This is a genomic window from Xanthomonas sp. LMC-A-07 (assembly GCF_030208825.1).
Classification (GTDB): domain Bacteria; phylum Pseudomonadota; class Gammaproteobacteria; order Xanthomonadales; family Xanthomonadaceae; genus Xanthomonas; species Xanthomonas campestris.
Genome location: NZ_JARVTF010000011.1, coordinates 1 through 25,279, shown reverse-complemented (window position 1 = coordinate 25,279; position 25,279 = coordinate 1). Strand labels below are relative to the sequence as shown.

Below are 25,279 nucleotides of genomic sequence, written 5' to 3'. Positions count from 1 at the left end.
GTCGAGGTCAACGCAGGGGAGCGTGTAAATGTCCGTTGTTCGTTCGCGTGGGTTCACTTTGATTGAACTCATGGTGACCGTGGCTGTGCTCGCGATCATGGCTGCTATTGCGTACCCGAGTTTTCAGGGGGTGCTACGGTCCAATCGCGTCGCTGCAGCAAATAATGAATTGATGGCCCTGCTTAATCTGGCTCGGAGCGAAGCCATTCGCAATGGCCAGGGCGGGGGGGTATGTGGTAGCTCAGGCGGAATTGTGTGTGACGGCGTTTGGAGCGGCGGTGTCCTGGCCTGGGGCGATACTAATGCCAATGGTGCCCTCGATTCAGGAGAGGCTGTGCTGCGCTATTCCACTGGCAACCCCCGGCTCGTTGTCCAAGGTCCAGCCAGTGGGAACGTGATTGCCTTCGATGCGCGTGGTCGTCGTCGGGCGGCAACTGATCAGCAACTCGGGCTTCAGCCTGATCAATGTGGAGGTCAGGCGCTCCGAAGAGCGTTGAGCGTCAATGCATCTGGTCAGATTCGCACTAAAAAGGAGGCCTGTACATGAGATGCAGTGGATATTCGGGCGCGCGCTCGCAAAGGGGGTTCACCCTTATCGAAGTGTTGATTGCCATTTTGGTGCTTGCGTTTGGTCTGCTCGGATTTGCGCTGTTACAGACCATGAATGTTCGCTTCGTGCAAAGTGCAAATTATCGTACGCAAGCGACAAACCTGGCGTATGACCTCATAGACCAGATGCGATCGAACCGATATCTGGTGACTCAGTACACCGCCGCTACATTTGCTGCAGGCTCTGTGACCACCAGCGGGGCCTGTGGCTATCCGACCGGACAGACGGTTGCTGTCGCGCAAAACATTGCTCGTTGGAAGTGCCAGGTTACAAAGGCGCTGGGTGACAAGGCCGCTGCCACAGTTACGTATGCAAACGGAGTTGCGACCGTATCGATCAGTTGGGGTGACCAGCGTTGGGATAAGGACAACCCCGATACCTTAACCAGCTTTGCACTGCGGACGGAGATCTGATCAGATGAGTCTGTATCGACGCGAAGCCGGTCTCTCTCTGATTGAATTAATGATCGCCATGGTCATAGGGCTGGTGCTGTTGCTAGGCATCATCCAGATCTTTTCTGCTTCGCGTACTGCAGCCCAGCTTTCCGAAGGCGCATCGCGAGTACAGGAAAATGGACGGTTTGCACTGGACTACCTGGCGCGGGATATTCGCATGGCCGGACATTTCGGTTGCGTCAATGATCAGGCCCAGTTTGTAAAGGGGCAGGGAGATCCGAGGGTCAATCTTTCTGCGGCGAGTGGAAGCGGCAATCCTCTGGATTTTTCTGTATCAATCCAGGGGTATGAGGCTCCAGGAACCGCACCTGGTGACGCTCTGACGATTGGTACCAATGCGGGCGCTATCAGCGGATTACCGGCGACTATTCAGAATCTTAGCCCCGCTCCGCGGGCTGGCAGCGACATCATCGTTTTGCGCTTTCTCTCCGCAGAGGGGGTGCCGGCGACTGGCATTGCGGCCAATGGCTCCAACACGACGCTGACGATGGATGCGAATCGCTGGGCGCGACTGACGGATGACGGCGTTGCGGCGCCGTCGCTGTTCGGGATCGCTGATTGTGCGCACGCAGATGTCTTTGCCGGTACAACCACTCCTGGAACCGTCGTTGCGTCGGGTGTCAATCTGTCTGGTCGTTATGTCGTGCAGCCCACGGGGCAGACAATGGTGTACCGCGCCGAGTCCCTAGTGTATTACGTCGCTAACAATCCGGACACGGGCGAGCCGGCATTACGGCGTGCTAGGGCGGGAGGCAATGGCCAATACACCAGTGAGGAATTGGTGGAAGGGGTTGAAAGTCTGCAATTACTTTACGGATTGGATAGTACTGAAACCATCTCCACACTGACCCCGCCGGTTGGGAATATCACAGCTCAGCGTGTTGCAAGCAGCGTAACGTCGACGACCGACGCTGCGGCAGCCAATCAATGGCGCCGAGTCGGCCAGGTTCAGGTTGGAATTCTGGCCCGCAGTCCTACCTCGTCAGCTGCGGCTCAGCCTTTAGAAACGAGTCGCTTAGGCGTGCTGGGAGTCACGGTGGTCCCACCGGTTACCAATGATGGACGATATCGCGCCAGTTACGAGCTTTCTATCGCGCTCCGTAACCGGTTATTCGGAAACTGATTATGCCAAAGACAGCTCTTCGTAAAGATCGCAGCCGGCCTTTTGATAGGGTGCGGCGTCAGGGTGGCGCCGTGCTCTACGTGGCGCTCATTATCCTGGTGCTTTTGGCCCTGATCGGCATTGCGGGCATCCAGGTGTCTGGCATGCAGGAAAAGATGGCATCTAATTATCGCGCGGTGAATCGCGCTTTTGAGGAGGCCGAGGGTACCGTGCGAAATGCCGAAAATTCCGTGGAAAAGATCTCAAACCGGACCGCGTCATCAAATGACACGACGAGTTTAGTCGGATCTGGTGATATCAAGCGCGTGTGCGACGATGGTTTTGATCCGATGCAATGGGCACAGGCGCAGGCGTCTAACCGAGCCGTCAATGTTCGCCAGATAGATCAGTGCATTCAAGGCGAGGCCAACATCGGCATGGGGCAACCCGTGGATCCTGCATCCCCGGTATTTCAGATTACCGGTGTTGCCGCCGACGACCCGGGCAATCCTAGCTCGGAAGCGGCAATAGACACCGTCTTCAAACTTTGAAGAAACTCACATGACCTCTAACAAAACGAAAGTCATTCTTGCTTCGACGGTAGCGGTTGCCGTGGGATTGGGCTCCTTTATCTACGCCTTAGTTGCGGCGCAAGGCCAAGGAGTGCTGGCCCAGGCTCCCATGAACAACCAGGTCCAAACACCTCCGGCTTTTATCATGGCGGTGGATGATTCTGGCTCTATGACATTTCAGACCCAGTTTCCTGGGCAGGACGGTCAAGGATGTTGGAGTACCGCTAACCAGACTTTTTTTTCCGCGGTAGGGGTGTTGAATACAGAAGATTCGCCCAGTGTGGGGTGTGGCTATAATCATGTGCTTCCTGGGCCTCGCATCGATGAAAATCGTCGCGGCATACCTCCTTTAGATGGTCTCGGGTTCGCGCGCTCTGCTGCTTATAACCCAACGTATTATGATCCAACAGTTAAGTATGATCCATGGATAAATAATGACGGAACTCCTTTCCCCGAGGCTGATCCGGTTAGAACCCGTATCAATCCACTTCAGTCGGCGGCAACAGTGTCGCTTGCTTCTGATTATATGGGTGACGATTTCAATAGTAGCTTTAGAATTCAAAATGGAATGGTGCTTCCCAATGGCACCGGCTATAAACAGCGTTTTCAAGACAGGGATGGAAACATTTTTTTTGGTGCGGAGCAGGTGACGACGTCTGATGTTACGTGGAATGGTGGTTCACAGACGCTGCTAATCAGGTTTTGGCCAGCGACCTTCTTCGTGCCTTATAGCGGAGCTGACGATGCGCGACCAGTGTTGCCGGGTTACCCAGGCGCCTATGATGCTGTGCGGCGTGACCGCGTGCGTAATGCATGTGGCACCGGATGCGATCTTTGGAAGTACACTATTCGTGCAAGCAATACCGATGCTCTACAGAATTTTGCAAATTGGTTTTCATTCTATGGGAATCGGAATCGCGCAATCATTGCCGGCATGACGCGTTCATTAGCAAACGTCAACAACATGCGGGTGGGCTTCTTTCGGATCAATCAGCATGCCAGTTACGATGCAGTCACTGAAAGATTGCCGATGCGAAATATGGGCACGCCAAGCGAAAAAACAGCGCTGTATAATTCAATTCTTGCATTACCTGCCAGTGGTGGTACGCCCAACCGTCAAGCAGTTAATTCAGCAGGCACTCAATTTCAGAGAACCGACAGCGCCGCTCCTGTTCAGTTGGCTTGTCAAAAAAATGCAGTGATGCTGTTTACAGATGGCTACAGCAATCAAGATGGCCCATCAGTAAGCAATGCTAGTGGCGATGGTGGTATGGGAGTTCCGTTTGTTGACGGATACGACAATACTATGGGCGATATTGCAGCTAAGTATTACAACAACATCAATGGTGGATCACCTATTCGGGCGGACCTTCCAGCAGGACTTGTGCCAGTGCCGAGTTCCTGCAACGCGGCGAATACAAATGTCAGACTAGATTGCCAAAAGAATTTGCATGTGAATTTCTACGGCATCACGCTTGGCGCGCGCGGGAATCTATTCAACCCGAATGTAGTCCAGGATGCCTATACGACCCCTGCGGTTTATCAGAACTGGCCAGCTCGTGAGAATGACGAGCGAAGCACGGTGGATGACATCTGGCATGCGGCGACCAACACCCGTGGTCAGTACATCAATGCCAAGACTCCCGCCGAAATTACGCAGGCCATGAGGCGCGTGCTTTCCACCGTGACAGCTGGATCGTCGCCTTCCGGAACGTTGGCTCAAAGCGGGGCCCGCATCGGCGCTGGATCTTTCTCGGTCGCTCCTAACTACGAGATTGCTAATGAGGGGACGGATTGGTTCGGTCGACTGACTGGATACACGGTCGCGGTCAATCCGGAAACGCGTGAGGCAGTCAGTACTGCTGTTTGGGAGGCCAGTGCACGCATTCCTTCGGCGTCGGCTCGTAACGTGTTGGTAAGTAAGGCTGGCGTGGTCTCTCCATTCAATGATACTAACGTGTCGCTGGCCGAGCTCTGTACCAAGTCGCCAGCGCTTTATCCTGGCATGTCTCTTTGCACAAGTGCAGATCTTACCAGCCTTGGCGCTACAGCTGCGACAGCGACTGCTTATTTACGCGGTGATGCTTCAGGCGAGGTGCGTAACCGGGGGCGCTTGCGTGATCGAACTACGGTTCTAGGGGATATTGTCAATTCTGCTCCGGTTATTAGTTCCCCTCTGGACGATTATGGCTATCGTAGTCTGCCCGGTGCTCCAGGGACAACTTACCAGGCCTATCTAAATGCAAAGAAGGCAGGCCGGAACTATATGGTGTACGTCGGAGCCAATGATGGCATGCTCCACGGCATTGATGGCGGCATGAATGGCGAGGGGGTTATGAGCTCCAATGGTGGAGTTGAGCGTTTTGCTTATATTCCCTCGACAGCACTTGGGCATATGGGTAACCTGCTATTCCCGTACGATCCGGCTAATCAAAATGACCAGAAATTCAGCCATCGTTATTATGTTGATGGGCCATTAGCTGTTTCGGATGCTTATTATGGCGGCGCATGGAAGACCAGCCTTGTGGGGACTTCAGGCGCAGGTGGGCGAAGTGTGTTTGCGGTTGATATAACGACGCCTACGAGCGTTACTGCGGCCAGTCGTCTTTGGGAGATCAGTGATCTCGATAATTCATTGGCTGCCGCAGTGCGCAATAACATCGGATTCGTTCTTGGTAAGCCTGTTATTGTTCCGATTTTGAGTTCGGCCGGGGTTGTAACTTGGAAAGCAGTCTTCGGTAACGGTTATAACAGCGCTAGCGGGAAAGCGGTCCTATTCCTGGTCGATATCAAGGCGGGCGCACCGGCGATTACTATGATTGAGGCTGCGGAAATTGGCGGTAATGTTTCCGGCAGCAATGGCTTGGGGAATATTGCGGTCGTCGATAGATGGGGCGGTGCTGGCCAGTTGGACAGGGTGCGTGATGGTTATGCAGACACTGTGTATGCGGCAGATCAGAAAGGTGCGATCTGGAAGTTCGATCTGCGCAGCACCGCAACAGCGCTCACTGTTCCGCTATTTACTAGCCGCACTTCCGTAGAGAATGGTGCGACCTATCGACAGCCAATCACCGGTGGCTTGGTGGCAACCACAGGCGAAAATGGCGGTGTAACGCTGTTCTTCGGCACGGGCAGTTTCTCTTTTCAGAACGACCCGTTTGACACAGCTGTCCAGTCGCTGTACGGCATCAATGATCTGAGTGCTGGGCTTGCCACCGTTACGATCACGCGCTCCAACTTGCAGGCCAACTCGGTTGCAACCTCCGGGACCTCCCGTAGCCTGGTGATGGGCGCTAGTGTGACCGGCGGGCTAGGGTGGTATGTGGAATTGCCGGCCGGGGAGCGCATGGTCGGTAATCCTGGCGTTGCGTCCGGTATCGTTTTTATACCTACTTACGTCCCTAATCCCAACAGTGTTGGCTGTGCTGCCCAGGGTAGCAATTGGCTTTTTGGACTGGATACCCGAACGGGTGGTGCCGCTCTGGACGTCGCCAGAAATGGTTCCCCCGCTGGTGCCGCGTTTGCATCAGGGACTGCGGCGACTTCTTTGACTACCCAAGGCACGGCCCCTGTGAAGGACGTTGGTATCTCAGCGATTCCGCGCTTGACCCCGGCCGACACGGGAGGAACTCTGCCTCCCGGAGGCAGCTCATGCTGGATGGTCATCAACGTTGCGGGCGCACAGCCGATGTATGTTCCTTATCCATGTGGTAGGCAGTCGTGGAGGCAAATCCAGTGACCTTGATCAAGCGTTCTAACGCGCAAAGAGTGGCTTTTGCCGCAATGCCAGCGCGTGGCTTTACCCTCATCGAGCTAATGATCGTTGTTGCCGTGGTCGCGATTCTTTCGGCCATCGCTTACCCCAGTTACACAGAGCATGTAAGGAAATCTAGACGCGCGCAGGCAAAGATTGATCTGGTTGAGTACGGCCAGTTGGCAGAGCGGTTCCACACAGTGCAGAACACATACGTGGGCTTCAGCCTGCCATCCGCGGTTTCCCCTCGGGAAGGGGGCACAGCGGCGTACACGCTTGCTCTATCTCAGCAGACTCAGTCTGGCTACGTCATCACAGCAACTCCTAGTAGAACCCAGTCTTCCGATAGGTGCGGCACGTTGAGCATTGATCAGGCTGCTCGTAAGGCTAATTCGACGGGCAGCAAGTCAGACTGCTGGTAGGGCCGGGAAATCGTTCTAGGGGTGTTGCATTGGGTTTGGATCTTGTTACAATGCCGACCCCGCCCGAATAGCTCAGCCGGTTAGAGCACTTGACTGTTAATCAGGGGGTCGTTGGTTCGAGTCCAACTTCGGGCGCCAAGATGTTCAAGAAGGCCGCGATTAGTCGCGGCCTTCTTGTTTATGTTTCCGTCGGCGTTGGGCAGCTACGTGCTGCTACGTAGCGAACGGATCGGGCTCTGCCAGAGTTGTTGATCACGATGTCGGCCACTCGCTCTGACTGGATGCAGAGGCTGATCGTGGCGTTGCTGCCGCCGCTGCGACCATCAGGCATGAAGCGGATCAGCGGTCTCCCAGCAGTGCTCCTGACACTCAACCTCTGCGTCGTCGCGTGTTGTTCAACTCTCAAGACGGACAGTGCGCTGCTTGGTTGGCCTGCGTTGGCGGGATCCGCAAAAAGGATCCACCCTGCGGACCAGTTGCTGTCTGTTCGGCACATGGTTCCATCTGCGGAGGGGCAAACGCTGACCGCAGTCCGGCGCATGATCGCCATACTTCTGGCCAATGCCAGATGTGCCGTGAGTAGGTGGACGCGGGTCTGCAACCGCTGCCGCTCGATCAGGCCGCTGAAGCTCGGCAGTGCAATTGCGGCAAGCAGGCCGAGCACTGCCATCACGATGAGTAGCTCGGTTGCCGTGTACCCTTTTGCGGGTGACTGAGGTCCTGTCTGCATCGCGCCTCTCCGTTGGCTGGAGTAGCAGTCTCTGCGGTGACTGCGTGGTGCAGCAGGGGGCTTTGGCCTGGCGTGCTGTCAGGTTTCTACCTTCAAGGACCTCCGTTGTTTCGTACTGTCCTCCCCCGAGAGTTGTTCCATGACCGACCGCTTTGAGCTCGTATCCCCGTATTCCCCAGCTGGCGACCAGCCTGCGGCCATCGACAAGTTGGTGGCCAACTTCGAGGCGGGGCTGGCCAAGCAGACGCTGCTGGGAGTGACGGGTTCGGGCAAGACCTACACCATCGCCAACGTCGTGCAACAAGTGCAGAAGCCGACGCTGGTGATGGCGCCGAACAAGACGTTGGCGGCGCAGTTGTACGGCGAGTTCAAGTCGTTTTTCCCGAACAACGCGGTGGAGTACTTCGTCAGCTATTACGATTACTACCAGCCTGAAGCGTATGTGCCGTCGTCGGACACCTTCATCGAGAAGGACAGCTCGATCAACGAGCACATCGAGCAGATGCGTCTGTCGGCGACCAAGACGCTGCTGTCGCGGCGCGACTCGCTGGTGGTGGCCACGGTTTCGGCGATCTACGGCCTCGGCGCGCCAGAAGACTATCTGTCGCTGCGCCTGATTCTCTCGATCGGCGAGCACATCGATCAGCGCCAGCTGATCCGCCATCTCACCGATCTGCAGTACACGCGCAATGAATTCGAACTCACGCGCGGCGCGTTCCGTGTGCGCGGCGAGGTGCTCGACGTGTTTCCCGCCGAGTCGGACACCGAGGCGTTGCGCATCGAACTGTTCGATGGCGATATCGAGCAACTGACGCTGTTCGATCCGCTGACTGGTGAGACGCTGCGCAAGCTGCAGCGCTACACCGTGTACCCCAAGACCCATTACGCCACCACGCGCGAGCGCACCTTGAGCGCGGTCGACACCATCAAGGAAGAGTTGAAGGAGCGGTTGGAGCAGTTGTATTCGCAGAACAAGCTGGTGGAGGCGCAGCGCCTGGCGCAACGCACCCAGTTCGATCTGGAGATGATGGCCGAGGTGGGCTTCTGCAACGGCATCGAGAACTACTCGCGGCACTTGACCGGCAAGGCGCCTGGCGAGCCGCCGCCGACCTTGTTCGACTACTTGCCGCCGGATGCGCTGCTGGTGATCGACGAGTCGCACGTGACCATTCCGCAGATCGGCGCGATGTACAAGGGCGACCGCTCGCGCAAGGAAACGCTGGTGGAATTCGGCTTCCGTCTACCGTCGGCGCTGGACAATCGCCCATTGCGCTTTGAAGAATGGGAGGCGCGTTCGCCACGCAGCATCTATGTGTCGGCAACGCCGGGCCCGTACGAGCTGCGTGAATCTGCCGGCGAGATCACCGAGCTGGTGGTGCGGCCCACCGGCTTGATCGACCCGGTGGTCGAGATCCGCCCGGTAGGCACACAGGTCGACGATCTGATGTCCGAGGTGCACGAGCGCATCAAGCTGGGCGATCGCGTCTTGGTCACCACCTTGACCAAGCGCATGGCCGAAAACCTCACCGAATACCTCGGTGAGCACGGCATACGCGTGCGCTATCTGCACTCGGACATCGACACCGTGGAGCGCGTAGAGATCATCCGCGACCTGCGCCTGGGCAAATTCGACGTGCTGGTCGGCATCAATCTATTGCGCGAAGGCCTGGACATGCCGGAGGTGTCGCTGGTTGCGATCCTGGACGCAGACAAGGAGGGCTTTCTGCGCTCGACGGGCTCGTTGATCCAGACCATCGGGCGCGCGGCGCGCAACCTGCGCGGCAAGGCGATCCTCTATGCTGACAAGATGACGCGTTCGATGCAGGCGGCCATCGACGAGACCGACCGCCGGCGCGAGAAGCAGGTTGAGTACAACCTTGAGCACGGCATCACCCCGAAGTCGGTCGCGCGGCCGATCTCCGACATCATGGAAGGCGCGCGCGAAGACGCGGCCGAGAAGAAGGCGGGCAAGGGGCGCTCGAAGTCGCGCCAGGTGGCCGAGGAGCCCGCCGACTATCGCGCGATGGGGCCTGCCGAAATTGCCGGCAAGCTCAAGGCACTCGAGCAGAAGATGTACCAGCACGCCAAGGATCTGGAATTCGAAGCGGCGGCGCAGATCCGCGACCAGATCCAGAAGCTCAAGGCGGCCAGCCTCGCGTGAGATGCCTGCGTCGCGATCGCGCAGGGAGGGCTTGTGGCAGCCAAATCCCTGCGCTAGAATGCGCGCCCTGCACAGCGCAATGCTGACGCAGGAAACGGGCGGTTAGCTCAGCGGTAGAGCACTACCTTGACATGGTAGGGGTCACAGGTTCGAACCCTGTACCGCCCACCACTCAAAGTCCAGACGGCACAGCGACTTGAGTGGTTCAACACCGGCAGCGATGGCTGCCACTGACCCCAGAGTGGCCCCTGGAACGAGTAAAGTTCTGCATCTCTGCGGGTGCTTATATTCCGGTGACAAGCCGTCCTCTCTGGCTTCGGGCCCAACCCACTGCGAAAGGATGTGTCTCATCCAACTCGCAACGCTTCGCGCTAAGCGGTCAAGAATGGGCTAGGGCCTGCCTCAGGCGGCTAAAAATGCGGGAAAAAGCTTACTTGCTGGTATTGCGGCCGTGAACGCCTCGCACCCGCTGTGTCATGGCGAGCCGGGCCGGACATGGGCAGCGCTGAAATCGCTTTCTCAGACGCACGTCTTGCTTTAGCATCGCCTACCGCGCTGACGGAAAGGAAGACTGGCGATGGACGAGTACCAGCACACCGTGCTGACCAGAGGGGGCTATCGCGTTGTGGCCATCACGCGTGAAGAGGTTTATGCCGCTGACAGCGTCGTGGCTTATGCGGTGGTCACGGACGCGGGCACGCGCTTGACGCCCGACCTCTCGCTGGATCAGGCCAAAGTCTGGATCGACTCACTGGTCGAAAGCGAAGGCGGTGGGCGCAGGTCCGACGCTCTGGATCACAAGTCAACTATTCGTCGCTAAACGCTGACAGAAGCAAGCCAGGGAGAAGGGCGCGTGTCCAAGCTCAAAATTGCCGCAATCGCCACCGTGGTGACGATGCTCATCGGGTATTGCCTGTCGGGATACCTGACGTTGCTGCTATTGCGGCTGGATACCAAGCTGTACGCGTGGGACACCTACTATCGCTACGTCAGCGCCATGGGTCTTCCGGAAGTCGCGCCTTACGTGACCAAGATCAAGTTGGCTGGGGCGTTCGGTTTTGGCCTGCCGGGGATCGTCTGGGCAATCGGCATGGTGCTATTGGTCAAGCCCAAGCAGAAAGCGCTGCATGGCGACGCGCGCTTTGCGGGCGCTGCCGACCTCTCCAAGCATGGGCTGTTCAAGCCAAGCCCGAATGGCATCGTAGTCGGCAAGTTCAATGGCAAGTTGGTCCGGCTCAGTGGCCAGCAGTTCGTCATCCTCGCCGCGCCGACGCGCTCCGGTAAGGGCGTGGGCGTGGTCATTCCCAATCTGCTCGAGTACCAGGAATCGGTGGTGGTTCTGGACATCAAGCAGGAAAACTTCGATCTGACCAGCGGCTGGCGTGCCAGCCAGGGGCACGAGGTTTTTCTCTTCAATCCGTTTGCCGAAGATCGCCGCACGCACCGCTGGAACCCGCTCACCTACGTGTCGGCTGATCCGGCCTTCCGCGTCTCGGATCTGATGAGCATCGCCGCGATGCTGTACCCGGACGGTTCCGACGATCAGAAATTCTGGGTCAGCCAGGCGCGCAACGCGTTCATGGCGTTCTCTCTTTATCTGTTCGAAAACTGGGACGAGGAGCTGTCACTGGGCTTCCCGGGCGGGGCAGGGGCGCCTACGTTGGGCGGAATCTACCGTCTTTCGTCGGGCGACGGTACCGACCTCAAGAAATATCTGAAGTCGCTGTCCGAACGCAGGTTCCTCAGCAGCAACGCCAAGTCGGCGTTTGCCAACATGCTGTCACAGGCGGATGAGACCTTCGCCTCCATCATGGGCACCCTGAAAGAGCCGCTCAACGCCTGGATCAATCCCGTCCTGGACGCTGCTACCAGCGCCGACGATTTCCTGCTGACGGATCTGCGCAAGAAGAAGATGACCATCTACATCGGCATCCAGCCCAACAAGCTGGCCGAGAGCCGCCTGATCATCAATCTGCTTTTCAGCCAGATCATCAACCTCAACACCCGCGAACTGCCCAAGTCCAACCCTGAGCTCAAGTACCAGTGCCTGTTGCTGATGGACGAGTTCACCTCGATCGGCAAGGTGGACATCATCTCCACCGCCGTGGCCTACATGGCCGGCTACAACATCCGTCTGTTGCCCATCATCCAGAGCATGGCGCAGCTGGACGCCACCTACGGCAAGGACCTCTCGCGCACCATCATCACCAACCACGCCCTGCAGATCCTCTATGCCCCGCGCGAGCAGCAGGACGCGAATGACTACTCCGAGATGCTGGGGTACACCACCATCAAGAAGAAGAACGTCACCAGAGGGCGTGAGACGACCCATAGCGTTTCCGAGGAGCGCCGGGCGCTGATGTTGCCGCAGGAATTGAAGGCAATGGGGATGGCTCAGGAAGTGTTCCTCTATGAGGGAATTCCACACCCTGTCAAATGCGACAAGATCAAATATTACGAAGACAAATATTTCACGTCGCGTTTGCTAGAGAAAGTTTTAGTGAAGCCGATTCAGTTTTGATGTGACGATCATGCTAGTTCATGCTGTGTTGAGCACATTTTGCTGAAATTTTAACTAATGCTTGACGTGGCTTCGTTGTCAGTGCAGATTTGCAGGGTCCGCGTAGCGTACGGTCTGGACGATGCCGGGATCGGCGCGGTAGGGGTTGCAACATGGAACGTTTCCGATGATTTTTTCAATGAAACCAGTATCTTCCGTCGCCACGGTCTTTCGGAGGCTTCGACTGCGTGTGTCGAACCATCACTGTTGGGGCTGCGGAAGGCAGTTCTGGGTTCATGTCGAGCCAATGGCAGATGTGAATCCTTTTGGCGAAAGCCTTCACTCCCGCCATGGAGATGTAGCGTGAGGCAAGCGCAATTCCTAAAAATGTGTGTGATGTCGGGTGCAGTCATCTTGCTCAGCGCCTGCGCGACCAAGGCTGCTCCCGATTTCGGTGGTCGTTGGAAGCCGGTCAATCGGTTTGCCAAGACAACTATGGAGATCCCGCTCTACAAGTCCTACGTCTATCAAGCAACGCCGATGGATGGAACATTGAAGGCAATGCTTGAACGGTGGGCCAAGGACTCAAGCATGGAGCTGGATTACAAGATCCTTTCGGACTACACCCTATACGGCGCTGTATCCGAGATCGCCAGTACAAACGTGAGCGAGGCTGCGTCTAGTCTGAGCACGGTGTATGCAGCGCAAGGAGTTTCCGTGTCGGTTGCGGGCAACAAGATTGTCGTACAGCCGGCTGCCTCCTCTGCGTCCGGACCTGCATTGAATCAATAAATTTATTCCGTCGCCTCTGTTAGGGGCTGGCCTGACGATAGCATTTGGTAATCAACGGATAACCCATGTTTCGTAAGAAGGAAACTGCGGGGGCCAAGGTGGAGCAATCCGTCGCCAAGGCCGTCAGTTATGAGATCACTGTGGCCGACATGGCTCGCAAGAGTGAGCGACGTGCGTGGATGGTCGCGGGTTGCTCGGTGGCGCTATCAATTGTGCTGGCGGGCGGGTATTTTTATATTCTTCCCTTGAAGGAAAAAATTCCTTTCTTGGTGATGGCCGACGCATATACCGGTACTGCAACCGTCGCTCGTCTGACTGGGACCTTTCAGGGTGAAACAATCACCACGAATGAGGCAGTCAACCGCAGCAATGTTGCTCAATATGTGCTGGCGCGTGAGTCTTACGATTCGCAGTTGATGGGGTTGAGAGACTGGGACCTTGTCTTTTTGATGTCTTCAGATCCCGTCGCTGCCTCCTACCGACAGCTTTATGCCAGGAGCAATCCTGCCAATCCGTTCGTCATGTACGGCCGGGAGAAAGCCATTCGGGTCAAGATTCTCAGCTTGACGCCACTTGAAGCACGCTCAGATGGTGGCTTCAATGGTGCGTCGGTTCGTATTCAACGAAATTTGTTCGACAAGCGGACCGGTATCAGCAAGTACCTGGACAGCCGGATCATCACCATGCGTTTCACCTATCGCAATGATGTGGCGTTCTCCGAGCAGGACAGGGTGTTGAATCCGTTGGGCTTCCAGGTGTCTGATTATCGGGCTGATACCGATTATTCGAAGGGTGTGCCTGTGCCGACAGATGACGCCCAAGCACTTGGAGCGCCGGCAGACCAGGCAGCGCCAATGGACCCTGCTGAGCTTCCGGCCGACGCGGCAGAGCAAATGCCTGTGATCGGATCTGGTGCAACTCAAACAGTGCAGCCAGAGATGGCCGAGCCGATTTCCATTGGAACTGCTGAGGGAGCAAGCAACCGATGAGTAGTGGACGTAAATATGGGCTTGCAGTGGCCCTCCTTGTTGCATTTGCCGCGTCGCCGGTCGCCGTGCAGGCGCAGGCGGTCGATTATTACGACTACAAACCAGATCAGATCTATCAGGTCCGGACCGGTTTGGGTATTACGACGCAGATTGAATTAAGTCCGAACGAAAAGATTCTTGACTACAGCACTGGATTCAGCAGTGGCTGGGAATTGACCCGCCGGGGTAATGTCTTCTATTTGAAGCCGAAGAATGTCGACGTGGATACGAATCTGATGATTCGCACGGAGATGAATTCCTATATCTTCGAGTTGAAAGTTGTTGCGACCGACTGGCGCCAGCTTGAGCAGGCGCGTCGAGAAGGCGTGCAGTATAAAATTGCATTCACCTATCCTGGTGATACGCAGTTCGCAGTCGCGCAGAAGGCGGTGGAAGAGGATGTCAAGCCGCTGTTGAGTAGCGAGCTCGCAAAGGATCGTCAGTATTACTTCGACTACTCCTACTCAACGCGAAACAAGAAAAAAGCCTGGTTGATACCAGTTAGTGCATACGATGATGGTCGCTTCACCTACTTGAAGTTGAATCCGTCTCCTGAGTTCCAGACTGGTAGCTTTCCGGCGGTGTTCGGCCGTGAGCAGGAGCACGGTGAAGACTTCGTGGTGAACACTACCGTCGAAGGGAATACGTTGGTCGTGCATGGGACCTACCCTTATCTGGTCATCCGTCACGGTGATAACGTGGTCGGGCTGCGAAGGAATGCGAAGAAATGAGTCCAAATACTTCTAACAATGACCAAGGTCGTGAGCAGGTCGATCCGGCCTCCGGTACTCACGAGGAAGCACTGGGTTCTAATCCCTACTACAATCGTGCGCAGGGCGATGCGCCCAATCTGGATGCCGCCGCGCCGACGTTACGAAGCGCTGAAGACCAGCGCCTGAACAGGAAGGCGTTGGTGTTCTTGGCGGGCATCGTGGCTTTGCTTATCTTGATGGGATTTTTGGTGCTTCGGAAGTCTCGCGACGACGAGCAGCCTCCCAAGAAGGAAACGCAGGTGGCGCGTACCGCCACTCCGACGATTCCTAGTCTGCAGAGTGACCCGGAGCCGGTGCAGCAGACCCGCGAGCCGGATGCGATCGATTTGCTGCCTGCGCTCCCCAGTTCTGCGCCCCAGCAGGTCAATTATCAGCCGATGCCGGAGGCGCCAGAGCGCGACCGTGGGCCTACGCTGCTTGAACGCCGGATGGCGTCAACTGGTATGGGTTCGGGTGGTCAGAATACTGGCGGTGACGGCGTGGCTGATCAGCCACCGCAACCTTCCGATGAAATGTACCGCCAGTTGATGTCACGTGCGTCGGGCGGCGAACCGCAGCCTGAAAGCAGCCAGTCCAGGCGGGGTCCGGACGTGGATGATGTTTCCAGCGCTAGTTTCATCAATCACCCAGACGCTCTGCTGGTCAGGGGTACGTACCTGCGCTGCGTGCTTGAGACGCGGATCATCACGGATGTACCTGGATTTACGTCCTGCCTATTGACCGAGCCCGTCTATTCCATCAACGGACGCAGTCTTCTGCTGCCGAAGGGTTCCAAGATTTACGGCAGCTATGGTGGCGGTCCGACTGGTAAGCGCGTGTCTGTCATCTGGGATCGCATCACCACGCCGAATGGAATCGATGTTGCGATGTCCAGCCCTGGTGTCGACCAGTTGGGCGGTGCAGGACATCCCGGGCAGTACAGTGCGCACTGGGGCAGTCGCATCACGTCCGCGCTGATGATCAGTATGCTTGCTGATATCTTCAAGTATGCGGCGGCCGAGAACGGCCCCGAGACAACGACGATTACGGGCAATGGTTTGGCGATTCAGCAGCCCTACGAAAGTTCCACTGCACGAACCATGGAGCGTCTGGCAGGTGAAGCGCTCAATGAAAACATGCGTCGGCCGCCCACGGTCACGATCAATCAGGGTGTCGTGGTGAACGTGTACGTTGCAAAGGATGTTGATTTTACTGCCGTGCTTGCGCGGCGCCGCTGACGGATAGATGTGATGGACGCCGAGTCCAAGATTGCTGACGTATCGAGTGAGTTCCTGCGCTATCAGTACGAGGTGCTGGGAATTCATGAGTACATGACCTCCAAGGAAGTGACGGAAATCTGTATTAACCGTCCGGGAGAGCTCTATCTTGAAACGGCGTCTGGCTGGCAGCGAGTTGAGGTGCCGAGCCTGACCTTCGAACGCGCTCGGCAGTTCTGTACTGCCGTGGTCAATGAAAGCAACACGGGGCAGCGAATCACCGATGCTGACCCCGTTGTTTCATTGACGTTTCCCACAGGTCAGCGCGCTCAATTTGTGATTCCGCCGGCATGCGATGCGGGCAAGGTGTCGATCACCATCCGCCTTCCGTCCAAGCACATGAAGACGCTCGCCCAGTATCAGGAGGATGGGTTCTTTGATCAGATCCTTGAGACCGGTCATAGCCTGACTGAGCAGGATCGCGAGCTGCTGGAGCTGCGACATACCCGCAATTACGCTGAATTCTTCAGGCGCGCCGTCCTTTACAAGAAGAATATTGTCGTCTCGGGTGCAACCGGTAGCGGCAAGACCACGTTCATGAAGTCGCTGGTGCATCATATTCCCGAGAACGAGCGCCTCGTCACGATCGAAGACGCCAGGGAACTGTTCCTGACGCAGCAAAACACCGTCCATCTCCTCTATTCGAAGGGTGGGCAAAGTGCAAGCAACGTGTCGGCCAAGAGCTGTATGGAGGCGTGTCTGCGCATGAAGCCGGACCGGATCATTCTGGCCGAGTTGCGCGGCGATGAGGCGTTTTACTTCATCCGAAATTGCGCATCTGGTCACCCTGGTTCGATCACGAGTTGCCATGCCGGCAGCCCGGAACAGACGTGGGACCAGTTGGCGCTGATGGTCAAGGCTTCCAACGAAGGCTCAGGTCTGGAGTTTGCGATCATCAAGCGCTTGCTGATGATGACGATTGACGTGGTGGTGCACATCAAGGCACATGCTGGCCGGCGTTACATCACGGGCATCGACTTCAATCCTGAGCGCGCCTTCAGTTGATGTCAGGTGATGGCTGTAACTTTGAGCTGATGAGGTGAATCATGCTTCCTGGAATTGAAATGGCTGCGTGTGCGGACATGGCAGTCCCGATGTCGGTCATGCAGCACGTGGTGAACGTTGAGTCTTCCAGCAACCCCTACGCGATTGGCGTTGTGGGTGGGAGGCTCGTGCGTCAGCCGAAGACAATGGGGGAGGCACTGGCAACGGTCAAGATGCTGGAGGACAAGGGCTACAACTTTTCCGTGGGCCTGGCCCAGGTCAATCGCTATAACTTGGCCAAGTACGGTCTCGGGTCCTACGAGAAAGCATTTCACCAGTGCTCGAACCTCCAGGCAGGCTCGAAAATTCTGGCGGAATGCTATTCACGGTCCGGCAATGACTGGGGTAAATCGTTCAGCTGTTACTACTCGGGGAACTTCGTCACCGGTTATCGACATGGCTATGTGCAAAAAATCTACGCGTCCATTCAAGGCCAACGGGGGGCTGAAGCCGCCGCACCCATCCCCGTTGTGAGCACGGGGCGGTCACCGGCACCCCGTCAAGCACCGGCCCTTCAGAACGTGCAAATAGAGCGTAGAATCGTAGACCAGGACACAGGCGAGAGGGTGCAGGGAATGGCACAAAGGGCACAATTCGTACCCCAGCGTAGCGGCGATTCGGCACTTGTGATCGCGCCTGCGAGCGTCTCCGAGTACGCCCGGGGAGCGTTGGTCAGGACAGCCGATGCGGCGCTTGCGAATGTTGTCGCCGGCGCGCTGACCAAGCGTGGCGGTCCGAGCCAGGGCGATGCTGCCGCTGAACTGATGGCCGAAATGCAGCGCGAGTCAGCAGGTAGTGCGGCCGGTCCATCGGGCCCGGTGATGCTGCGCCCCTGGGGAGAAAAGGCAAGCGCCGCGCGCCCCGTCGGCCAGCCAAATCCTCCAGCGTTGCCTGCCGCACCAAGTGTAGATACCGCATTCGTTTTTTGACGATTGCAACCCCAACGGCTGGCAATGCCAGCCAGTAGTTGTCGCTAGACCATCATCAAGGAGATTGACAGTGAAGTTGAATAACCAAGACATCGCAAATGCACGTCGTACGCTCAAGACCATTGCTTATGCCGTCGCGTCGGTTGCCCTGTTTGCTTCGGGTGCTGCACTGGCGACAGGTGGCACCTCGTACGGCGGTACGGATAAGAGAGTCTGTGGCTTTTTCGAAGACATCAATGGCCTGCTCAGCATGGCGTCGATTGCAGTTGTGACCATCGCCGTGATCTTTTCGGGTTACCAGATCGCATTTGCCCACAAGCGTATTGGCGATGTTGCTCCCATCCTGATCGGCGGCGTTTTCATCGGTGCTGCGGGGCAGATTGCGACGATGCTGATCGGCGAGGAAGGCGAGAAGTGCACCGCAATGGTGACGCAGCTCAGCCAGTACATGAATGCATAAGAACGTCGTCTTCAGAGGTTGCACTCGCCCGGCAATGTTCATGGGTGTCCCATACTTGCCGTTCTTCATAATCGTGGGCGGGACATTCCTGCTGTCTCTGTACACCAGGATGTGGGTCATGGCGGCGATTCCTCTTGAGATCTTTGTCCTGCGGCAGATGGCGCGCCGTGATGAGATGATTTTCCGGATGCTTGGGCTGAAGGTCCAGTTTCAGTTGAAGGTCAGGAATGTGGGTAATCACTCGGGGAACTGGGTGTTTTCGCCTAACACCTATCGTCGAACACCCGCGCCGAAAGATTGAAGCAGGCACCGAACCGGCAGCTGGTCTGCCGGTTCGCTGCATGGAAGGTCCTTGGTTACGTGTTTTCAATGGAATAAAGCATGTTCAGTCCAGATGCGCCAATTGGTGACTTCATCACGTTGTCATCCCATGTTGCACCTGCGGTCATCAAGACCACGGGCGGCGATTTCCTGATTACATGGCATTTGGAAGGGCTGCCATTTGTCGGCCGTGAAGACTGGGATCTGGAACACAAGCACAACACCTTCAACCGTCTGCTGCAGACTCTTCGCGCTCCTGATTTCGTGAACGTGGCGTTCTGGGTTCACGATGTGCGCCGCAAGCGTCGCCTCAAGAGCAAGAGTTCCTTTCGGCAGCGCTTCAACCAGGATCTGTCTGACGAGTATTTCGAAATGCTCTCGGCCCAGCGGATCATGCAGAACGAGCTGTACCTGACCATGATTTACCGCCCCGTGGTGGCGGGCAAGCGTTTCGTGGAAAAATCGACCAACGTCGAGAAGTTGCAGGCTGAGCAGAATCAGGCGATTGCCAAGCTGATGGAAATGGCGGGTAATGTTGAAGCCGTGATTCGCGACTATTCTCCGTATCGTCTTGGCATGTACGAGGCAAAGAATGGGGTCGTCTTTTCCGAGGCGCTCGAGTTCTTTGGTTATCTGATCAACCGGATCGATGAGCCGGTTCCAGTGCTATCGGCGCCGATCAAGGATTATCTGCCAGTTAGTCGGCACACATTTTCGCCCAAAACGGGCGACTTCCTGGTGACGACGCCGAACGGAGGCAATCACTTCGGGGCCATCCTCAATATCAAGGAATACGCTGAGGCGACCTTCCCGGGCATCCTCAATGGCCTCAAATACCTTGATTTCGAGTACGTGATCACCCATTCCTTCAGCCCGATGGGGCGGCAGGATGCATTGAAGGTGCTCGACCGTACCAAGGGCATGATGATTTCGTCCGGCGACAAGGCCGTCAGCCAGATCATCGAGCTGGACCAAGCGATGGACCAGCTGTCTTCGGGGAATTTTGTACTTGGCGAATATCACTTCTTGATCGCCATCTATGCCGATAGCCAGGAGCGGCTGTCGCAGAACATTGCGGCAACACGTGCCGAACTTTCCAATGCGAGTTTCGTTTCTGCCAAGGAAGATATCGCGATCGCTTCGTCCTTTTATTCTCAGCTGCCTGGAAACTGGCGCTACAGGACGCGTCTGGCCAACATCAGCTCGCTGAATTTCCTCGGCTTGTCGCCGCTGCATAATTTCGCAACCGGCAAGCAGCACAATAATCCATGGGGAGACTGCGTCACGACGCTGCAGACCACCAACGGCCAGCCGTATTATTTCAATTTCCACGCGACCCATCCTTCAGAGAATTCTCTTGGGGAAAAAGCGATTGCCAATACGATGGTGATCGGCAAGTCCGGTACCGGTAAGACTGCGCTGATCAACTTCCTGTTGAGCCAGGTGCAGAAGTACGAGCCGTCGCCGACGATCTTCTTCTTCGACAAGGACCGAGGTGCGGAAATCTTCGTGCGTGCCTGTGGTGGAAACTATCTTGCGCTCGAAAACGGTCAGCCTACCGGCTTCAATCCGTTCCAGTGCGAGCGCTCGGAAGAGAATGTCCAGTTCCTTGCGGACCTGATCAAGGTGCTGGCTGGCAAGCGTGAGTACACCTCGCGCGAGGAAGAGGATATCTACCGGGCGGTCGAGAACATGCTCGATACGCCAATGCACTTGCGCAGCATGAGCAATTTTCAGAAGAGCCTCCCCAACATGGGGGACGACGGCTTGTACGCGCGTATGCGGCGCTGGACGTCGGGCAATTCACTCGGTTGGGTGTTCGACAATCCGGTTGACACGATCGACCTGAGTCGCGCGAACATCATCGGCTTCGATTACACCGACGTCATCGATAACCCTGAAGTTCGCGTGCCGGTCATCAATTATCTGCTGCATAAGCTTGAATCGCTGATCGATGGGCGCCCCCTCATTTACGTAATGGATGAGTTCTGGAAGATTCTGGACGGCGAGGGTGGCCTGAAGGAATTTGCCAAGAACAAGCAGAAGACCATTCGTAAGCAAAACGGTATGGGTATCTTCGCCACGCAAAGCCCTGAAGACGCTTTGAAGAGCGACATCGCCGCGGCCCTGATCGAGCAGACTGCCACGCTGATCCTGCTGCCCAATCCGAACGCGAGCAGGGAAGACTATATCGAAGGCCTGAAGCTGACTGATGCAGAATTCCAGGTCGTTACGGCCTTGGACGAACGGTCACGCTGCTTCCTTGTAAAACAGGGGCATGCGTCGAGCGTATGTCAGCTCAATCTGCGCGGCATGGATGATGCACTATCGGTGATTTCCGCATCGACCGATAATATCGAGATCATGCATCGGGTGATTCAGGACGCAGCGCTCAAGCGTGGCGTCCATATCAGTGAACTCTCGCCTGAAGAATGGCTCGACACGTTTTATGAAAAGCGTAAAGGCTCGCGCAGTAAAAAACAGCAGGTCATTGCTGCCTGAGTTCAAGGAAGTTGCGCATTTTGATCGATTGAATAGGGAAGCTGGAGAATAAAGATGAACGTACAGACTGAACGCGCTAGAAAAACCTATGCTTTCCGGTCCAAGCTACGAACGTTGGTACTGGTGGCTGGCTGCACAGTATGCCTGAACGGCCAGGCTGTTACATTCATCGATCCTGCGAACCTAGTTGAAAATTTCACGCAGCGGGTCCAGTCCGCATGGCAGTTTGCCAAAGATAATTCGCAATATGCGAAAGAAGCGCAGTACTTCATCGACCAGGCGCAGCGGTGGAAGCGGCAATACGATGCGGCAATGGCCTTTATTAATTTGCAAGCCTTTCGTTCGTTGCTGCCCGACGGCGTAAAGCTGGAAAAGGTTGATGAAGAGTACATGGTGAAAGAACGGTGTGGTGGCGATGCCCCCAGTGTATTTAGTGTTTCCGGACTAAAAGAGATCATCAAATCTAAAGTTCAGGAGGCTATGAATAGCGAGGGTATCGATGAGCAACAGAAAAAGACTTGTGCTTATATCCAGATGTTGAAGAACAAGCAATATAATGAGTCAATTGATTTTCTTGAAAAAACAATGCCGGCCTTTCAACGCCGGCTGGATGGTATTGTGATCGGCGCGAGTGGCAATAAAAAGCCAGGCGAAATTTCGGCATTGATGTTCGAGTTGAAGGCTCTTTCCAATGCGATGGATATCCAGATGTCGACGTGGACCGCTCGCAATCAAGCGTACCAGAGCTATATCGTTTTGATGGAGGACAAGCAGAAGTCGCTGGCGACGCAGGCGCTTAAGGGAAAAGAGATACTGCTGGGTACCGTTGTGAAGAATCTTGCTTTACGTGCTGCGTTGAAGAACGAGCAAACCAAGTAAAGGTCTATCGGAAATTCGGCTGAAGTTTTCGCTTCGGCATCGTTGGAATTAAGGAACGTGTCTCATGGTTATGGACATCGCTAGTACAGTATCAAGTTGGCTGCCAAGCCTACGTGTGGCCGACGGTGGCTCGATAGGAGATTTCTTCTTCTTTCAGGCCATCATCAAATATCTCCGTATCGAAATTTACAATTTCGGTCTTGAGACGATGCGCAGCCTGATGGGCTGGGTCGGTGGTATCGCGATGACCTTGATGACGCTGTGGATATTGTTTCAGGGCTACTTGATCATAACGGGTAGAAGCCGTGATTCGATGATGGCATTGGTCACTGGCATGGCGCGTGGCGCGCTGATAGTGATGGTTGCATCCTCGATGGGAATGTTTGGCAAAGACCTGCACCAGTTTCTCGCGGTGGACGTTCCCCAGGAAATCACGGGGTTGATCACCGGCAAGGAAGATGAAACGGCGGAGCAGCAGATCGACCAAAGCCTGGCCTGGATGCAGGTTGCGCTGACCACGATCGACGCCCTGCAAGTGGTGGATGACAAGGGACTGCAAGAGGAAAAAGCCACCGCGATGTGGATGACAGGTATCGGCACCGGTGGTCCGGCGCTGACGGCGGCTGCCATGTTGTTGCTGTATCAAGTGGCCATTGCGCTGTTCGTCGGTTTTGGTCCGCTGTTCATCCTGTGCCTGCTCTTCGACCAGACCAAGCAACTGTTCCAGAAGTGGCTGCTTTACGGGATCGGCACGATGTTTTCGATGGGCGTGCTGGCGGCCATGGTGTCGATCTGCATGAAGATGGTTGTGAAGGTTGCCGGATCACTCTGGGCGGTCAAGGGGCTTGGCGTGTTGTTGGATACGGATTTCACGAACGGCATCACCAGCCAGGCAATGCAGACGGGTGGTATGGGCGTATTGTTGACGCTCCTGATCCTGACGACGCCCCCGATGGCTGCATTCTTCTTCCAAGGCACCTTGGGGAGCTTCATGGCGTACTCGCAGATTGGCGGTGCGACCTCGGCCGGCGGATCGCCTGGACCGCAGGGGCAGGCGCCTGGGTCTTATACCCCCCCTGCACCAGCTCGACAAGGGGAAGGTTCAGCGCAATCTTCTACGTCATCTCAAGATTCCGGAAGAGTTATGACATCTGGTAACACAGGAGCGAGTCAGCCGACTGGCTTGATGGCTAAAGCAGATCAGTCAAATTCTAATATTCGATACTGAGGTGTATGCACTTGAAAGATTATGGATCTTTTGCTTTCTGGTTGCTTGCTATCTCAACCATACTGAGTGGCGGTTTGCATGCGGAAGGAAGTTGTCCGCCCGGCAGCTATCCGGTTGGTGGGCAAGGAGTCTCCGGATGTGCACCTATCCCTTCAGGCAGTAGCAACTCAGGCCCGACACCAACAGGTGAGTGGCGCAAAACTTGGGGTGCCGTCGCTATGTCTAAGGTGGGTGATGGCGCAATTGGCGTTTCAAGCGGCTTTGTCTCCAAAACGCAGGCTAAAGACGACGCTCTTAAGAGTTGTGAGCGTCTGACAACCAAAGGTTGCAAAATCGAGGGTTACTACAAAAACCAATGTGTAGCACTCGCTCAACCCCCTATGGGTGGTCCGGTAGTAATTGGTACTGGACCCACTGAGGATGGGGCTGGAGAGCAGGCTGTCGGCGGTTGTAATAAGGCTTCTCAGTATTGTAAAGTGCTGTTCAAGGGATGTAGCGATCCGGTTTTTAGATCCTACAGATAAATTGGTGTTTCACTAGTTCATCTCCCGAGAAGCCTGAGGGGAGGCTGATGTCGTAAGCAGCGCCGACACCCATGTCGCAGGTGTTGGGGCTGCCCAGGTTCAGCAGCAAAGCGAGCAAGTTCCATTTCAGATTTCTAAAAGTTAATACGCATAAACACATCCGGAAGACTTGCCCTTCTATGATTTAACGTTCTTAAGTTCGCTAAATCAAGCCGAGGTAATTTGTTGACGCTCCTGATCCTGACGACGCCCCCGATGGCTGCATTCTTCTTCCAAGGCACGCTGGGCAGCTTCAGGGCGTACTCGCAGATCGGTGGCGCGGCCTCGGCCGGCGGATCGCCTGGACCGCAGGGGCAGGCGCCTGGGTCTTATACACCCGCACAGCGAGTCACTGAGAATTCCACCTCGGCTACTGGTGCTTCTACGGTTAGAGGAATGGGAGCTAATACTTCGTCTGGTACAGAGTCGAGCCAAAGCGCACGTGGTGCACATCGTGATTTGAATGTTTAGGAGCCTGAAGTGAAGCTCTGGATATCATTTGCATTGCTCTTAATGCTAGATTTCTACTCCTCAAGCGTTTTCGCAGAAGGCAACTGTCCTTCAGGATTTTATCCTATTGGCGGACAAGGCGCTGTGGGCTGCGCTCCAGTGAGCTCCCCTACTAATGCGACGCCCACTGCTACCGGGGAATGGGAGACCAGATGGGGAGCTTTTGCGTTCGATGAAGCCAAAGGTTTCATGGGAGCATCTTCAGGCCAAGAGTCTAAGAAAAAAGCTCGTAAAGAGGCGGAGTTAGAATGTATGAAAGTAGGTGGGATTAAATGCAAACCTATTTTCTTTTATAAAAATCAATGCGCAGCAATTGCAATTGGGTCGGGCTCTGGAGGTTACGGATACTCGGGTGCGCCTACCGTTGAAGGTGCAAAAGTCCTTGCAATGAAGGCCTGTGTCGGAACCTCGTCCGGGAAAACGTGCGAAATAATATATTCCGCTTGTAGCATGTCTTCCTTTAGGAGCTACTAAATTTATCGCCGTAATTTGTCTTTTTTTTGATTTTGGTATAAGTCATAACAAATGCTGAAAAGTGGATCCAGTCGCTCCATGGCTCTTAGCGCTTATACATGTTGTTCGACATGGATTTCATGAGGAGCATTGTCTGTCGAACCATGCAAGCCAGCGACATGGATGACAGGTATCGGCACCGGTGGTCCGGCGCTGACGGCGGCTGCCATGTTGT

Annotated in this window: 21 protein-coding genes and 2 tRNA genes; 22 read left to right on the top strand and 1 reads right to left on the bottom strand. The window is 55.7% G+C overall.

Features of this window, described 5'->3' with window-relative positions; genetic code table 11:
- The first annotated feature begins 28 nt into the window (after positions 1 to 28).
- From QRM89_RS11555 to QRM89_RS11525, 7 genes are all read left to right on the top strand, one after another.
- Positions 29 to 547, top strand: coding sequence for a Tfp pilus assembly protein FimT/FimU (locus QRM89_RS11555; protein WP_115005826.1), 519 nt, complete (start codon positions 29 to 31; stop codon positions 545 to 547).
- Complete coding sequence (gene pilV, locus QRM89_RS11550) at positions 544 to 1,023, top strand: type IV pilus modification protein PilV (protein WP_115005824.1); 480 nt, start codon at positions 544 to 546, stop codon at positions 1,021 to 1,023. Before QRM89_RS11555 ends, pilV begins: the two co-directional genes overlap by 4 nt.
- A 4-nt stretch (positions 1,024 to 1,027) precedes the next feature.
- Positions 1,028 to 2,188, top strand: a complete 1,161-nt coding sequence (locus tag QRM89_RS11545) for a PilW family protein (RefSeq protein WP_228439581.1) — start codon at positions 1,028 to 1,030, stop codon at positions 2,186 to 2,188.
- Positions 2,189 to 2,190: 2 nt separating this feature from the next.
- Positions 2,191 to 2,718: a PilX N-terminal domain-containing pilus assembly protein gene (locus QRM89_RS11540; RefSeq protein ID WP_228439580.1), complete on the top strand. Its 528-nt coding sequence runs from the start codon at positions 2,191 to 2,193 to the stop codon at positions 2,716 to 2,718.
- Positions 2,719 to 2,728: 10 nt separating this feature from the next.
- On the top strand, positions 2,729 to 6,478 hold the full coding sequence (locus QRM89_RS11535; RefSeq protein WP_115005821.1) for a PilC/PilY family type IV pilus protein: 3,750 nt from the start codon (positions 2,729 to 2,731) through the stop codon (positions 6,476 to 6,478).
- A 44-nt stretch (positions 6,479 to 6,522) separates the two neighbouring features.
- Positions 6,523 to 6,915, top strand: a complete 393-nt coding sequence (locus tag QRM89_RS11530) for a type IV pilin protein (RefSeq protein WP_115005820.1) — start codon at positions 6,523 to 6,525, stop codon at positions 6,913 to 6,915.
- A 61-nt stretch (positions 6,916 to 6,976) separates the two neighbouring features.
- Positions 6,977 to 7,053 (top strand) — tRNA-Asn (locus tag QRM89_RS11525).
- 40 nt (positions 7,054 to 7,093) lie between these two features.
- Here the strand turns inward: QRM89_RS11525 and QRM89_RS11520 are convergent.
- Positions 7,094 to 7,645 (bottom strand): Tfp pilus assembly protein FimT/FimU, encoded by a 552-nt coding sequence (locus QRM89_RS11520; RefSeq protein ID WP_115005819.1) that lies wholly within the window; start codon positions 7,643 to 7,645, stop codon positions 7,094 to 7,096.
- A gap of 139 nt (positions 7,646 to 7,784) precedes the next feature.
- Here QRM89_RS11520 and uvrB point away from each other — a divergent pair, with 139 nt between their 5' ends.
- The 15 genes from uvrB to QRM89_RS11445 all read left to right on the top strand — a co-directional run bounded on the left by uvrB (position 7,785) and on the right by QRM89_RS11445 (position 23,518).
- Positions 7,785 to 9,806 carry an excinuclease ABC subunit UvrB gene (gene uvrB / locus QRM89_RS11515; protein ID WP_012437987.1) on the top strand — a complete coding sequence of 674 codons (2,022 nt, stop codon included), beginning with the start codon at positions 7,785 to 7,787 and terminating at the stop codon, positions 9,804 to 9,806.
- Positions 9,807 to 9,902: 96 nt separating this feature from the next.
- A tRNA-Val gene (locus QRM89_RS11510) sits at positions 9,903 to 9,977 on the top strand.
- 406 nt (positions 9,978 to 10,383) lie between these two features.
- Positions 10,384 to 10,626, top strand: coding sequence for a hypothetical protein (locus QRM89_RS11505; RefSeq protein ID WP_115005818.1), 243 nt, complete (start codon positions 10,384 to 10,386; stop codon positions 10,624 to 10,626).
- A gap of 33 nt (positions 10,627 to 10,659) precedes the next feature.
- On the top strand, positions 10,660 to 12,327 hold the full coding sequence (locus QRM89_RS11500; protein ID WP_014508194.1) for a type IV secretory system conjugative DNA transfer family protein: 1,668 nt from the start codon (positions 10,660 to 10,662) through the stop codon (positions 12,325 to 12,327).
- A 366-nt stretch (positions 12,328 to 12,693) separates the two neighbouring features.
- Positions 12,694 to 13,098, top strand: a complete 405-nt coding sequence (locus tag QRM89_RS11495) for a hypothetical protein (RefSeq protein WP_115005817.1) — start codon at positions 12,694 to 12,696, stop codon at positions 13,096 to 13,098.
- Positions 13,099 to 13,163: 65 nt separating this feature from the next.
- Complete coding sequence (locus tag QRM89_RS11490) at positions 13,164 to 14,087, top strand: type IV secretion system protein (protein WP_115005816.1); 924 nt, start codon at positions 13,164 to 13,166, stop codon at positions 14,085 to 14,087.
- A complete protein-coding gene (locus QRM89_RS11485; protein WP_014508190.1) occupies positions 14,084 to 14,857 on the top strand; it encodes a TrbG/VirB9 family P-type conjugative transfer protein in 774 nt (257 codons plus the stop codon). The genes QRM89_RS11490 and QRM89_RS11485 overlap by 4 nt, the downstream gene beginning before the upstream one ends.
- Positions 14,854 to 16,116 (top strand): TrbI/VirB10 family protein, encoded by a 1,263-nt coding sequence (locus QRM89_RS11480; RefSeq protein ID WP_115005814.1) that lies wholly within the window; start codon positions 14,854 to 14,856, stop codon positions 16,114 to 16,116. The genes QRM89_RS11485 and QRM89_RS11480 overlap by 4 nt, the downstream gene beginning before the upstream one ends.
- Positions 16,117 to 16,128: 12 nt before the next feature.
- Complete coding sequence (virB11, locus tag QRM89_RS11475) at positions 16,129 to 17,160, top strand: P-type DNA transfer ATPase VirB11 (protein WP_115005812.1); 1,032 nt, start codon at positions 16,129 to 16,131, stop codon at positions 17,158 to 17,160.
- Positions 17,161 to 17,213: 53 nt separating this feature from the next.
- A complete protein-coding gene (locus QRM89_RS11470) occupies positions 17,214 to 18,128 on the top strand; it encodes a lytic transglycosylase domain-containing protein (protein ID WP_193725630.1) in 915 nt (304 codons plus the stop codon).
- 70 nt (positions 18,129 to 18,198) lie between these two features.
- Entirely contained in the window at positions 18,199 to 18,588 is a 390-nt protein-coding gene (locus tag QRM89_RS11465) for a TrbC/VirB2 family protein (RefSeq protein WP_115005808.1), read from the top strand.
- Positions 18,581 to 18,889: a VirB3 family type IV secretion system protein gene (locus QRM89_RS11460; protein ID WP_115005806.1), complete on the top strand. Its 309-nt coding sequence runs from the start codon at positions 18,581 to 18,583 to the stop codon at positions 18,887 to 18,889. Before QRM89_RS11465 ends, QRM89_RS11460 begins: the two co-directional genes overlap by 8 nt.
- A gap of 80 nt (positions 18,890 to 18,969) precedes the next feature.
- Positions 18,970 to 21,411 (top strand): VirB4 family type IV secretion/conjugal transfer ATPase, encoded by a 2,442-nt coding sequence (locus QRM89_RS11455; protein ID WP_228427430.1) that lies wholly within the window; start codon positions 18,970 to 18,972, stop codon positions 21,409 to 21,411.
- A 54-nt stretch (positions 21,412 to 21,465) separates the two neighbouring features.
- Complete coding sequence (locus tag QRM89_RS11450) at positions 21,466 to 22,290, top strand: hypothetical protein (RefSeq protein ID WP_228427431.1); 825 nt, start codon at positions 21,466 to 21,468, stop codon at positions 22,288 to 22,290.
- 70 nt (positions 22,291 to 22,360) lie between these two features.
- Positions 22,361 to 23,518 (top strand): type IV secretion system protein, encoded by a 1,158-nt coding sequence (locus tag QRM89_RS11445; RefSeq protein ID WP_228427435.1) that lies wholly within the window; start codon positions 22,361 to 22,363, stop codon positions 23,516 to 23,518.
- Positions 23,519 to 25,279: the final 1,761 nt, after the last annotated feature.

What these genes read in the sequence shown, in the direction of transcription:
- QRM89_RS11480 (WP_115005814.1), top strand. Translation starts at nt 14,854, where the DNA reads ATGAGTCCAAATACTTCTAACAATGACCAAGGTCGTGAGCAGGTCGAT.
- QRM89_RS11460 (WP_115005806.1), top strand. Translation starts at nt 18,581, where the DNA reads ATGCATAAGAACGTCGTCTTCAGAGGTTGCACTCGCCCGGCAATGTTC.
- pilV (WP_115005824.1), top strand. Translation starts at nt 544, where the DNA reads ATGAGATGCAGTGGATATTCGGGCGCGCGCTCGCAAAGGGGGTTCACC.
- QRM89_RS11520 (WP_115005819.1), bottom strand. Translation starts at nt 7,645, where the DNA reads ATGCAGACAGGACCTCAGTCACCCGCAAAAGGGTACACGGCAACCGAG.
- QRM89_RS11455 (WP_228427430.1), top strand. Translation starts at nt 18,970, where the DNA reads ATGTTCAGTCCAGATGCGCCAATTGGTGACTTCATCACGTTGTCATCC.
- QRM89_RS11490 (WP_115005816.1), top strand. Translation starts at nt 13,164, where the DNA reads ATGTTTCGTAAGAAGGAAACTGCGGGGGCCAAGGTGGAGCAATCCGTC.
- uvrB (WP_012437987.1), top strand. Translation starts at nt 7,785, where the DNA reads ATGACCGACCGCTTTGAGCTCGTATCCCCGTATTCCCCAGCTGGCGAC.
- QRM89_RS11495 (WP_115005817.1), top strand. Translation starts at nt 12,694, where the DNA reads ATGTGTGTGATGTCGGGTGCAGTCATCTTGCTCAGCGCCTGCGCGACC.
- QRM89_RS11535 (WP_115005821.1), top strand. Translation starts at nt 2,729, where the DNA reads ATGACCTCTAACAAAACGAAAGTCATTCTTGCTTCGACGGTAGCGGTT.
- QRM89_RS11450 (WP_228427431.1), top strand. Translation starts at nt 21,466, where the DNA reads ATGAACGTACAGACTGAACGCGCTAGAAAAACCTATGCTTTCCGGTCC.
- QRM89_RS11545 (WP_228439581.1), top strand. Translation starts at nt 1,028, where the DNA reads ATGAGTCTGTATCGACGCGAAGCCGGTCTCTCTCTGATTGAATTAATG.
- QRM89_RS11485 (WP_014508190.1), top strand. Translation starts at nt 14,084, where the DNA reads ATGAGTAGTGGACGTAAATATGGGCTTGCAGTGGCCCTCCTTGTTGCA.
- QRM89_RS11540 (WP_228439580.1), top strand. Translation starts at nt 2,191, where the DNA reads ATGCCAAAGACAGCTCTTCGTAAAGATCGCAGCCGGCCTTTTGATAGG.
- QRM89_RS11505 (WP_115005818.1), top strand. Translation starts at nt 10,384, where the DNA reads ATGGACGAGTACCAGCACACCGTGCTGACCAGAGGGGGCTATCGCGTT.
- QRM89_RS11530 (WP_115005820.1), top strand. Translation starts at nt 6,523, where the DNA reads ATGCCAGCGCGTGGCTTTACCCTCATCGAGCTAATGATCGTTGTTGCC.
- QRM89_RS11555 (WP_115005826.1), top strand. Translation starts at nt 29, where the DNA reads ATGTCCGTTGTTCGTTCGCGTGGGTTCACTTTGATTGAACTCATGGTG.
- QRM89_RS11445 (WP_228427435.1), top strand. Translation starts at nt 22,361, where the DNA reads ATGGACATCGCTAGTACAGTATCAAGTTGGCTGCCAAGCCTACGTGTG.
- virB11 (WP_115005812.1), top strand. Translation starts at nt 16,129, where the DNA reads ATGGACGCCGAGTCCAAGATTGCTGACGTATCGAGTGAGTTCCTGCGC.